The following is an 11,700-nucleotide window of genomic DNA, read 5'->3' as shown; positions in this document are numbered from 1 at the left end:
TGGAACACTCCGCATATGACGCACACGAACGACAACGACCGCCCCGCGCCCGCCGCGCCGCGCCTCACGAGCCTCTCGCACGGCGGCGGCTGCGGCTGCAAGATCGCGCCGGGCGTACTTTCCGCGCTGCTCGCGCGCAGCACGCCGCTCACGGCCACGTTTCCGAACCTGCTGGTCGGCACCGAAACGGCCGATGACGCCGCCGTCTACAAGCTCAACGACGAGCAGGCCATCGTCGCGACCACCGACTTCTTCATGCCGATCGTCGACGATCCCTACGATTTCGGCCGCATCGCGGCCACGAATGCGCTCTCGGACGTCTATGCGATGGGCGGCAAGCCGATTCTCGCGCTTGCGCTGGTGGGCATGCCCATCAACGTGCTGCCGCACGAAGTGATCGCCCAGGTGCTGCGCGGCGGTGAGGACGTGTGCGCGGCAGCCGGCATTCCGGTGGCGGGCGGCCATTCGATCGATTCGGTCGAGCCGATTTACGGGCTCGCCGCGCTCGGCATCGTGCATCCGGAGCGCGTGAAGCGCAATGCCTCGGCGCGCGCGGGCGACGTGCTGGTGCTCGGCAAGCCGCTGGGCGTGGGGGTGCTGTCGGCCGCGCTCAAGAAGGACCTGCTCGACGACGCCGGCTACCGCGCGATGGTTGCGGCCGCCACGATGCTCAACAAGCCGGGCGCGGCGCTCGCCGAACTCGATGGCGTGCACGCGATGACCGACGTGACCGGCTTCGGCCTGCTGGGCCATACGCTCGAAATCGCGCGCGGCGCGAATCTCACGGCGCGCGTGCGCTATGCCGATCTGCCGTGGCTGCCGGGCGTGGAGGCGTTCGTGGCGCAAGGTGTGTTCACGGGCGCGTCGGGCCGCAACTGGGCCTCGTATGGCGAGAGCGTGACGCTCGCGGCCCAGTTGCCGGACAGCGCACGCACGCTGCTCACCGATCCGCAAACCTCGGGCGGCCTGCTTGTGGCTTGCGCGCCGGAGCAAGTGGATGCCGTGCTTGCGCGCTTCCACGCGGACGGCTTCGCGGATGCGCGCGTGATCGGCGAATTGACGGACGGGCCCGCACGCGTGGAAGTCGCATGAGCGGAGAGTCGCCGAAGGCCATTATCTACGCCCTCGCGGCGAACACCGGCATCGCGATCTGCAAGTACGCAGCGGCGGCGTTTACGGGTTCGGGCTCGATGTTCGCGGAGGCCATCCACTCGACGGCCGATTGCGGCAATCAACTGCTGCTGCTGTTCGGCCTGCGCCAGTCGCGCGAGCCACCCACGCCGCTGCATCCGATGGGCGCGGGCCGCGCGATCAACTTTTATTCGCTGCTCGTGGCGCTGCTGCTGTTCTTCGTGGGCGGCGCGTTCTCGGTGTACGAAGGCATTCACCGGCTGATCGCGCGCGAGCCGCTGCAATACACGTATGTGGCGCTCGCGGTGCTGGGCATTTCCGTGGTGCTCGAAGCGCTCTCGCTTTACGGGGCGCTGCGCGAAATTCGCAAGGGCGCGCCCACGAAGTCGCTGTGGCGCTGGGCGCGCGAAACGCGCGACTCCGATCTGCTCGTGGTGGCCGGCGAGGACATTGCCGCGCTCGCAGGTCTCGCCATTGCGTTCGCGGCGGTGCTGGCGACGGTCATCACCGGCAATCCGGTATGGGACGCGTGCGGCTCGATCGGCGTGGGCGTGCTGCTGATGCTGATTTCATGGTTCATCGCGCGCGAGGTGAAGTCGATGATCGTGGGCGAATCGGCGAGCCCGGAAATGCGTCGCGACATCGAGGCGTTCTTGCGTGCGCGGCCGGAGATTCGCGGCATCATCAGCCTCATCACGCTGCAATGGGGCAAGGAGGTGGTCGTCGCCGTGCAGGCCGAGATGATCGATTACGACCATAGCCGCACGATGGTCGAGGCGATCAATGTAATCGAAGCCGATTTGCAGGCGAGATTTCCGGTGGTGCGCTGGGTGTTCTTCGAACCGGATTTCGTAAAGCGCTAAGCGCGATTTAATTTAATCTGCATGGGCCATGGCGACATCGATGAACGCCATGGCCTTTATCCTGACCCCATCATAGTCCCGCTGTTCGTCACGAATCGGCTGACGACGTCACTTTCGGGCCTCTCCGAATCTCCTTTAATATCCGCCCCTAAATACTTGGGGCGGTGGTGCATTGTCCGCTGCGCCCGACAGCGCACCGCGAGTCAAAAGGCTTTTGCGGCAGGTTCCTGGATTCCTATATCGAAATAGAAATCGTCTTATTCATTGCCAGGTCCTGTGCGAATAATCCTACAAACGTAGTCGATGAGCTTCAGTGATCTCCCGTGAGGTGGCGCGCACGAAACCCGCACCCGCCGGATTTCACGGTGATGAACCTATAGCTGTGTTGCTGAAAAAGCAGGACTGCAAATTATTCGTCAAGTAATAAATCGCTGGATTGGCAACTGAGGATTTTGATCCGCGGACGTATTGCGTTCCGCGCGGACCACGCCTGTCCAGTCATTTCCTGGCTCTGGTGGAAAATTATGAATAAGGCATATCGCGTCGTCTGGAATGAAACTACCGCAAGTTGGGTTGCGGCTTCGGAATTGGCTTGTGGGCGCAAGAAGGGCGCTTCGCGCAAGGCTCGACTCTTGTCGTCGATTGCCGCGATTGCGCTGACGACCCTGACGTTTGGCCTGGCCGCGCCGGGGGATTGCCGAGGCCGGTTCGGTGGCGGCCAACGGCACGGCGCTGTACGGCACCTACGACAGCGCCACGACCGACTACTATCAGTATCTCTACCGCAACGGCGCGTACGCACCCACGAAGGGTTGGGACAACCAGTATGCACTGGGCGCCTATGTGTCGATCGGTATCTATGCGTCCACCAAGGTCAACAAGGCCGACGACGCGATCTTCAAACTCGACGGCTACAACAGCAATGGCCGCGGCGGTGGCGTTGCGCTGGGCGACAGCGCTTCGGTGATGGGGGAGACCGGCGTTGCGTTGGGCGCGCATTCCTCCGCAAGCCGAAACTTTTCCATGGCGCTTGGCGGCAACTCGACGGCTGGCGGTCTCGGTGCGATCGCCATGGGCCGTGAGTCTCTCGCCAATGGCAACTACAGCATCGCCAACGGCTTCGTCTCGACCGCTACCGGCACAGGCGCCATCAGCATGGGCCAGTCCGCCAATGCCGAGCGGGCTGCGCTCCATCGCCATCGCCATCGGCACGTCGAATCGAACACGTCGTCGATTGAAGCCAACACGGCTTCGATCACGAATCTTGACGGCCGCGTGACGCAAAACAGCACGGACATCACCTCGATTCAGGGCGACATCAGCACGATCAACAACAACCTGAATAGCGGCACGATTGGCATGGTGCAGCAGGCATCGGCGGGCGCGGACCTCACCGTTGGCAAGGACACGGATGGCGCAGCGGTGGATTTTGCCGACAAGAGCGGCAACACCCGCACGCTGAAGAGTGTGGCGGCCGGTGCGGTGACTGCCGCGAGCACCGATGCGGTGAATGGCTCGCAGCTCCATGGCGTGGCCAGTTCGACGGCGAGCGCGATGGGTGGCGGTGCAAAGGTCAATCCGGATGGTTCGATCTCGGCCCCGGCGTATGTGGTGGGCGGCAAGACATTCGACAACGTCGGCGACTCGCTCACGAACCTCGATGGGCGCGTAACCAGTCTTGCCGACGAGATTAGCAGCGGTTCGGTGGGTCTGGTGCAACAGGACGCGGCGACACGCAACATCACGGTCGCGAATAGCACGGACGGCACGGTCGTGGACTTCGCGGGCACGGCGGGTACGCGCGCGCTGACCGGCGTGTCGGCGGGCAAGGTGAATGCCGCAAGCACCGATGCCGTGAACGGCTCGCAACTCTTCGCACAAGCTGTTTCTACGGCTCGCGCGCTGGGCGGCGGATCGGCGGTGAGCAGCGATGGCACGGTCACCGCGCCTTCGTACGTGGTGGGCGGCATGACGGTCAACGACGTGGGCTCGGCGGTCACGAACCTCGATGGCCGCGTGACGCAGAACACGACCGATATCGCCAGCCGCCAGGGCAACATGTCGAACCTGAGCGGTCAGGTGGCGAATGCAGTGGCGTACGATTCGTCGGCGCACGATTCGGTGACGCTCGGCGGCAACGGCTCGGCCACGGCGGTTGCGCTCCACAACGTGGCGGCCGGTACGGCTACTACCGATGCAGTCAACGTCGGTCAGTTAAACGATGCAATTACCACGGTGACCAACATCGCGCAGAACGGCGGCACCCCGATGTTCGCGGCAACCGGCGACCGCAACAGCGAAGTCGCGGCTGCAACAGGCGCGCACGCGACTGCCGCGGGCGCGAATGCCGTGGCGGCCGGCGGCCAGTCGACGGCGGTCGGCGCGGGCGCGGTGGCACGGGCGCACAACTCGGTCGCGCTGGGCGCGGGCTCGATGGCCAACCGCGATAACTCCGTTTCGGTTGGGGCGGGCGGCAGCGAGCGTCAGATCACCAACGTCGCGGCCGGCACCGAAGGCACCGATGCGGTCAACCTGAACCAGTTGAACAACTCGATCGCGCAGCAATCGAACACGTTCGGCCAGCAGGTCGGCAATCTGCAGAGCTCGATCAACATGGTTTCGAAGAACGCATACGCGGGCGTGGCGGCGGCGATGGCCATGCCGAACCTCACGCCTTCGGGTCCGGGGCGCACCGTGGTCGCGGCCGGCGGCGGCTACTACATGGGCGGCAGTGCGGCGGCCGTGGGCGTGACGTATCGTTCGACGAACATGCGCTGGCTCGTGAACGGCGGCGTATCGGTCACCAACACCGGCAATACCGCCGCGCGTGCTCAGGTCGGCTACGAGTTCTGATCGAAACCTGGTTATGCGCCGTCGCGGCCTACCTGTGCGGCGGCGCGTGACCGGGCGGGGCAATCAACACCCCGAAGACTGGATCTCCGTCCAGCCGTTGGGGTGTAGTTCATTTTGACGGGGGCGAATGGAGGTCCGCAAGCTTCAGCGTCCATGCCGCCCGGCCTATGCGGCCCATTCCGAAATCACCGGCGTTTCGAGCGCCGGTGCGTTTTCCCGCTCTTCGAGCGTGCGCATCGTGCAGGTCTTGTCGAGCGAGGCGCGGCCGCTCAACAGCGGGCAACGGTCGAAGACTTCGGCGATCCAGTCGACGAACACGCGCACTTTCGGCGACAAATGCCGGCTATGCGGATACACGGCCGAAATCGGCATGGGCAGCGGCTTGAAGTCGGGCAGCACTTCGACGAGCGCCCCGGACTTCAGGTGCGGCAGCACCATGTAGCGCGGCCCCTGAATCAGGCCGAAGCCTTCGATGCCGCAAGTCACATAGGCGTCGGCGTCGTTCACCGAAACCATGCTCTTGAGCTTGATTTCCACTTCCTTGCCGTCGACGAGAAACGCCCAGTCGATCACGCGCCCCGTGCGCTGCGAAAAATAATTCACGGCGCGATGCTCCGCGAGCTCTTCTAGCGTTTGCGGCGTGCCGTGGCGTTCCAGGTACGAAGGCGACGCGCACGACACGCCTTCGAACAAGCCGATGCGGCGCGCGACCAGCGACGAATCCTGCAGCGCGCCCACGCGCACGACGCAATCCACGCCCTCCTGGAGCAGGTCGACGGGACGGTCGGTCAAGCCCAGTTGCAGATCGATGTCAGGATAGCGCCCATGAAATTCGCATAGCGATGGAATCACGATGAGGCGCCCGATCGAACCGGGCATGTCGATGCGCAGCTTGCCGTGCGGCTTGCGATTGCGGTCCTGGAAGGTTTGCTCGGTCTCTTCCACGTCGGAAAGAATGCGCACGCAACGCTCGTAATACGCTGCGCCATCGGGCGTGAGCGAAAGACGACGCGTGGTGCGGTGCATGAGGCGCACACCGAGAAACGCTTCGAGATTCTGGATGATCGTCGTGACCGAGGCGCGCGGCATGTCGAGCGTCTCGGCTGCGCGCGTGAAGCTGTTGGTATCGACGACGCGGGTGAACACCTGCATGGCCTGAAGGCGGTCCATTGCCACTCTCCGAAAGACATCGGACGCACACCGCGCCGACCCGCACCCGCTTTTGCCGGGCCGGTCGCGCGAATAAAAGGAAACTGATTGTTCAGGTGCGCCGAATTGTGTTGACGGATTATAGGCATTTATTTGCAGATCTGCCGAACCCACAATGCGCATCATTCGAATCTAATCTCGCGCATTGCGCTGTTTCGACATGGATCCCTTCAAACGCTCGACGCCGTGGATTTCCGCTGACTTGTCCGTGCTCGCCGATAAACCCGCGCCCGTGCGCCAGGCAGCGGCCTCTTCGGCGAAGACACGCGCGCCCAAGCCCATCGACGTGAGCGAAGCGACGATCCCCGGTCATGCGCAGGACATCGTGCTGCGCATGTACCGCCCGCGCGGCGCGAACAATTTGCCGGTGCTGCTGTATTTCCATGGCGGCGGGTTCGTGCGCGGCACGCTCGACGACGCCGATCGCGCCGCCCGCTTTTTCGCAGAGCACTTACCAGCGCTCGTGGTTTCGGTGGATTATTCGCTCGCGCCCCGGTTTCCGTTTCCGGCCGCGCCCGAAGACGCGTATCTCGCTGCGCAATGGGTGCGCGCACGGGCGCGCGCATTCGGCGGCAACGCGAAGCGCGTCGTTGCGGCGGGGCATGACGCGGGCGGCCAGATCGCCAATGTGCTCGCGTTCATGGCGCGCGATCGCGGCGATGTGCGCCTCGCCGCACAGGCGCTGTTTGCGCCGATGCTCGACCCGAGCCTCACGCGCCTGGGTGACGAAGCACGGCTCGCTTCGGACATTTCCGCGAGCGAATGCGCGGCCTGCTATCGCGCCTATTTGCCTGAAGCCTCGCAGCGCATGCATCCGTATGCAGCGCCGCTGGAGTCTTCGCGCCTCGCCGGCTTGCCGCCCACGTTCATCGTCACGGCGCAAAACGATGTTCTGCATATCGAAGCGGAGAAGTATGCAACGCGCCTGATCGAAGCGGGTGTGCGCACGCACGTAATGCGTTATCCAAGCGTTTCGCATGCGCAGATTGGTGCGCATCCCGAAGCGCTGGCCGAGGCGGTGCGCTTTTTCCGCTGTTGTTTCGAAGCCGGCGTGGTCTGGTAGCGCCGCCGCAGCGGCGCGCAAAAGTATTTATCGAAAAACAATCAATCCATTTCGCTGGAGCTCGCTATGTCTCTCAACTCGCATTCACGTACGCGCATTGCACTCGTGGTGGCCGCTGTTCTCGTCGTTGCGGGGCTCGGCTCGCTCGTCGCCATGCGTCTCGATTCGCACCCGGCCGTGGCCGCCGAAGCGCCACCCGCACCCGAGGTGGATGTCGCCGCCGTACTCAAGCGCAACGTCACCGACTGGCAGAGCTACTCGGGCCGCATGGCCGCCGTCGAGAAAGTCGAGGTGCGCCCGCAGGTTTCCGGCACGATCGTCTCGGTGAATTTCCGTGATGGCGCGCTCGTGAACAAGGGCGACACGCTGTTCGTGATCGACCCGCGCCCGTATCAAGCCGCCGTCGATCAGGCCGCCGCGCAACTGGCCGCCGCGCAGGCGCGCACTGGCTACGCGCAGAGCGACTGGCAGCGCGCGCAGCGCCTGATTGGCGATAACGCCATTGCGAAGCGCGACTACGACGAAAAGCAGAATGCCGCGCGCGAGGCGAATGCGAATTTGAAGGCCGCGCAAGCGGCGCTCGAAGCCGCGCAGATCAACCTCGGCTATACGCGCATCGTCGCGCCGGTGTCGGGCCGCGTTTCGCGCGCCGAGATCACGGTGGGCAACGTGGTGTCGGCGGGGGCGAGCGCGCCGCCGCTCACGACGCTGGTTTCGGTGTCGCCGATCTACGCCGAATTCGACGCCGACGAACAGACCTATCTCGACTACATCAGCCGCATGAAAGACGGCTCCAAAGTCCCCGTTGAACTGGGACTCGCGAACGAAACCGGTTATTCGCGCAGCGGCACGATCGAGTCGGTGGACAACCGGCTCGACACGTCCTCGGGCACGATCCGCGTGCGTGCGCGCTTCGACAACGCCGACGGCGCGCTCGTGCCGGGCCTCTATGCACGCATCAAGGTGAGCGGCAGCGCGCCTCACGCTGCGCTGCTCGTCGACGAAGCGGCCATCGGCACGGACCAGGACAAGAAGTTCGTGTATGTCGTCGATGGCGCGGGCAAGGTCGCGTACCGCACCGTGCGCACCGGCGGGCAGCAGGGCAATTTGCGCGTGATCGTGGGCGGCCTGCAGGCAGGCGAGCGCGTGATCGTGAACGGCACGCAGCGCGTGCGGCCGGGCGAGGCCGTGCGCTCCCACGAGGTGCCGATGAACGGCGACCCGGACGCGGGCGTGGCCAATGCGGCTGCGCCTTCGCCTGAAAATTCCCCTGCCAGGGCGGCCAAGGCTTCCTGAAGCGCGGTGCTCGCCCTCTGCGCGAGCGCGATCTCGCCGCCAGTTAGTCATCCGAAATATAGAGCGACCCATGAACATTTCGAAATTCTTCATCGACCGGCCGATCTTCGCGGGCGTGCTGTCCGTGCTGATTCTGCTGGCCGGGGTGATAGCACTGTTCCAGTTGCCGATCTCCGAGTATCCCGAAGTCGTGCCGCCTTCGGTGGTCGTCCATGCGCAGTATCCGGGCGCGAACCCCAAGGTGATTGCCGAAGCCGTGGCCGCGCCGCTCGAAGAGCAGATCAACGGCGTCGAGAACATGCTGTACATGCAGTCGCAGGCCAATAGCGACGGCAATCTCACGCTCACGGTCACGTTCCGGCTGGGCACCGACCCCGACAAGGCCACCCAGCTCGTGCAGAACCGGGTGAACCAGGCGCTGCCGCGCCTGCCCGAGGACGTCCAGCGCCTTGGTATCACGACCATCAAGAGCTCGCCCACGCTCACGATGGTAGTGCACCTGATCTCGCCGAACAATCAGTACGACATGACGTACCTGCGCAACTACGCGCTGCTCAACGTCAAGGACCGTCTCTCGAACATTCGCGGCGTGGGCCAGGTGCAGCTGTGGGGCTCGGGCGATTACGCCATGCGCATCTGGCTCGATCCGCAGAAGGTGGCGCAGCGCAATCTCACGGCGCAAGACGTAGTGAATGCGATTCGCGAGCAGAACGTGCAGGTCGCGGCGGGCGTGATCGGCGCGTCGCCGAGCGTGCCCGGCACGCCGCTGCAACTGAACGTGAATGCGCGCGGGCGTCTGCGCACGGAAAGCGAATTCGGCAACATCATCGTCAAGACCAATCCTGATGGCGGCGTGACCTATCTGCGTGACATCTCGCGTATCGAACTCGCCGCGTCCGAATATGGCCTGCGTTCGCTGCTCGACAACAAGCCGGCCGTTGCGCTCGCCATCAACCAGGCGCCGGGCGCGAATTCGCTCGCGATTTCCGACCAGGTGCGCGAGGCGATGAAGGCGCTCAAGGAGGACATGCCCGCGGGCGTGGACTACCGCATCGTCTACGACCCGACGCAGTTCGTGCGCTCCAGTATCGAGGCAGTCGTGCATACGCTGCTCGAAGCCATCGCTCTGGTGGTGGTCGTGGTGATCGTGTTCCTGCAAACGTGGCGCGCGTCGATCATTCCGCTGATCGCCGTGCCGGTGTCGATCGTGGGGACGTTCTCGCTGCTGCTGGCGTTCGGTTTCTCGATCAATGCCCTGTCGCTGTTCGGGATGGTGCTCGCGATCGGCATCGTGGTGGACGACGCGATCGTGGTGGTGGAGAACGTCGAGCGCAACATCGCCAGCGGGCTTTCCGCGCGCGACGCCACCTATAAAGCCATGCAGGAGGTGAGCGGGCCGATCATCGCGATCGCGCTCACCCTCGTGGCCGTGTTCGTGCCGCTCGCGTTCATGAGCGGCCTCACGGGCCAGTTCTACAAGCAGTTCGCGATGACGATCGCGATTTCGACGGTGATTTCGGCGTTCAACTCGCTCACGCTTTCGCCAGCGCTCTCCGCGCTCTTGTTGCGCGGCCACGGCGAGAAGGAAGACTGGCTCGCGCGGGTGATGAATACGCTGTTGGGCGGTTTTTTCCGGCGCTTCAACAAGGTGTTTCATCGAGGCTCGGAGGACTATGGGCGCGGCGTGAACGGCGTGCTGCGCCACAAGGGCGCGATGCTTGCGGTGTACGCGGTGCTGATCGGCGCCACGGTGCTGATGGCGCGCGTCGTGCCGGGCGGCTTCGTCCCCGCGCAGGACAAGGAGTACCTGATCGCGTTCGCGCAATTGCCCAATGGCGCTTCGCTCGACCGCACGGAAACCGTGATTCGCGACATGAGCGCAATCGCACTCAAGCAGCCGGGGGTGGAAAGCGCGGTGGCGTTCCCGGGCCTTTCGGTGAATGGCTTCACCAATAGCTCGAGCGCGGGCATCGTGTTCGTCACGCTCAAGCCGTTCAAGGAGCGCAAGAGCAAGGCGCTCGCGGCGGGCGCGATTGCGGGCGCGCTCAACCAGAAATATGGCGCGATCAAGGACTCGTTCATCGCCGTGTTTCCGCCGCCGCCGGTGCTCGGCCTCGGCACGCTGGGGGGCTTCAAGATGGAATTGGAGGACCACGGCGCGCTCGGCTATGAGGCGCTCAATCGCGCAACCGAGGACTTCGTGAAGCGTGCGGCGAAGACGCCCGAGCTGGGCCCGACGTTCTCGAGCTATCAGATCAACGTTCCGCAACTGAATGTCGATCTCGACCGTACCAAGGCCAAGCAGCTTGGCGTGCCGGTCACGGATGTGTTCGAGACCATGCAGATCTATCTGGGCTCGCTCTACGTGAACGACTTCAACCGCTTCGGGCGCGTGTACCAGGTGCGCGTGCAGGCCGATGCGCCGTTCCGCCAGAAGGCCGACGACATCCTGCAGCTGAAGACGCGCAACGCCGCCGGAGATATGGTGCCGCTCTCGTCGCTCGTGACGGTGACGCCCACTTACGGTCCGGAAATGGTGGTGCGCTACAACGGCTACACGGCCGCCGACATCAACGGCGGGCCCGCGCCGGGCTACTCGTCGGGCCAGGCGCAGGCGGCGGCCGAGCGCATCGCGGCTGAGGTGCTGCCGCGCGGCGTCAAGTTCGAATGGACCGACCTCACGTATCAGCAGATCCTCGCGGGCAACTCGGGCATCTGGGTGTTCCCGATCAGCGTGCTGCTGGTGTTCCTCGTGCTGGCCGCACTCTACGAGAGCCTGACGCTGCCGCTCGCGGTGATCCTGATCGTGCCGATGAGCGTGCTATGTGCGCTGACCGGCGTGTGGCTCACCCAGGGCGACAACAACATCTTCACGCAGATCGGCCTGATGGTGCTGGTTGGCCTGGCTTCCAAGAACGCGATCCTGATCGTCGAGTTCGCACGCGAACTCGAACACGACGGATATACGCCCCTTTCGGCCGCCATCGAGGCAAGCCGGCTGCGCCTGCGCCCGATTCTGATGACGTCCATCGCATTCATCATGGGTGTGGTGCCGCTCGTGCTGTCGTCGGGAGCGGGCTCGGAGATGCGTCACGCGATGGGCGTAGCGGTGTTCTTCGGCATGCTCGGCGTGACGGCCTTCGGCCTGTTGCTGACGCCGGTGTTCTATGTCGTGCTGCGCACGATCGCGGGCGGCAAGATCCACGTCGCGCAAAAAGATAACGCACGCACCACAAGGTCCACGGTGGACGCGTAAGCAAGGATGATAAAGATGACTAACTATTC

General features: G+C 64.4%; 7 protein-coding genes and 1 pseudogene. 7 read left to right on the top strand and 1 reads right to left on the bottom strand.

Translation table 11 applies throughout. The features are described from left to right. Positions 1-15: 15 nt before the first annotated feature. The 4 genes and pseudogenes from selD to P5W99_RS15785 all read left to right on the top strand — a co-directional run bounded on the left by selD (position 16) and on the right by P5W99_RS15785 (position 4,847). Entirely contained in the window at positions 16-1,092 is a 1,077-nt protein-coding gene (gene selD / locus P5W99_RS15800; protein WP_421026127.1) for a selenide, water dikinase SelD, read from the top strand. Continuing rightward, positions 1,089-1,994, top strand: coding sequence for a cation diffusion facilitator family transporter (locus tag P5W99_RS15795; protein WP_421026126.1), 906 nt, complete (start codon positions 1,089-1,091; stop codon positions 1,992-1,994). Before selD ends, P5W99_RS15795 begins: the two co-directional genes overlap by 4 nt. Before the next feature lie 524 nt (positions 1,995-2,518). After that, positions 2,519-2,602: pseudogene (locus tag P5W99_RS15790) on the top strand (ESPR domain-containing protein); the annotation flags it as partial. Positions 2,603-2,666: 64 nt separating this feature from the next. After that, positions 2,667-4,847, top strand: coding sequence for a YadA family autotransporter adhesin (locus P5W99_RS15785; RefSeq protein WP_434663716.1), 2,181 nt, complete (start codon positions 2,667-2,669; stop codon positions 4,845-4,847). A gap of 165 nt (positions 4,848-5,012) precedes the next feature. Here P5W99_RS15785 and P5W99_RS15780 read toward each other — a convergent pair whose 3' ends face one another. After that, positions 5,013-6,017, bottom strand: coding sequence for a LysR family transcriptional regulator (locus tag P5W99_RS15780; protein WP_421026124.1), 1,005 nt, complete (start codon positions 6,015-6,017; stop codon positions 5,013-5,015). Between the two features lie 199 nt (positions 6,018-6,216). On the opposite strand from P5W99_RS15780, the gene P5W99_RS15775 reads away from it, so the two are divergent. The 3 genes from P5W99_RS15775 (at position 6,217) to P5W99_RS15765 (ending at position 11,671) form a co-directional block, all read left to right on the top strand. Continuing rightward, a complete protein-coding gene (locus P5W99_RS15775) occupies positions 6,217-7,119 on the top strand; it encodes an alpha/beta hydrolase (protein ID WP_421026123.1) in 903 nt (300 codons plus the stop codon). 66 nt (positions 7,120-7,185) lie between these two features. Beyond that, positions 7,186-8,415, top strand: a complete 1,230-nt coding sequence (locus P5W99_RS15770; RefSeq protein ID WP_421026122.1) for an efflux RND transporter periplasmic adaptor subunit — start codon at positions 7,186-7,188, stop codon at positions 8,413-8,415. Between the two features lie 70 nt (positions 8,416-8,485). After that, complete coding sequence (locus tag P5W99_RS15765; protein WP_434663711.1) at positions 8,486-11,671, top strand: efflux RND transporter permease subunit; 3,186 nt, start codon at positions 8,486-8,488, stop codon at positions 11,669-11,671. Positions 11,672-11,700: the final 29 nt, after the last annotated feature.

Source organism: Paraburkholderia sp. A3BS-1L (genome assembly GCF_051125215.1).
Taxonomy (GTDB): domain Bacteria; phylum Pseudomonadota; class Gammaproteobacteria; order Burkholderiales; family Burkholderiaceae; genus Paraburkholderia.
Note: the sequence above shows the minus strand (reverse complement) of the source record. Positions and strands in the feature narration are given on the sequence as shown.

What these genes read in the sequence shown, in the direction of transcription:
- P5W99_RS15775 (WP_421026123.1), top strand. Translation starts at nt 6,217, where the DNA reads ATGGATCCCTTCAAACGCTCGACGCCGTGGATTTCCGCTGACTTGTCC.
- P5W99_RS15780 (WP_421026124.1), bottom strand. Translation starts at nt 6,017, where the DNA reads ATGGACCGCCTTCAGGCCATGCAGGTGTTCACCCGCGTCGTCGATACC.
- P5W99_RS15765 (WP_434663711.1), top strand. Translation starts at nt 8,486, where the DNA reads ATGAACATTTCGAAATTCTTCATCGACCGGCCGATCTTCGCGGGCGTG.
- P5W99_RS15770 (WP_421026122.1), top strand. Translation starts at nt 7,186, where the DNA reads ATGTCTCTCAACTCGCATTCACGTACGCGCATTGCACTCGTGGTGGCC.
- selD (WP_421026127.1), top strand. Translation starts at nt 16, where the DNA reads ATGACGCACACGAACGACAACGACCGCCCCGCGCCCGCCGCGCCGCGC.
- P5W99_RS15795 (WP_421026126.1), top strand. Translation starts at nt 1,089, where the DNA reads ATGAGCGGAGAGTCGCCGAAGGCCATTATCTACGCCCTCGCGGCGAAC.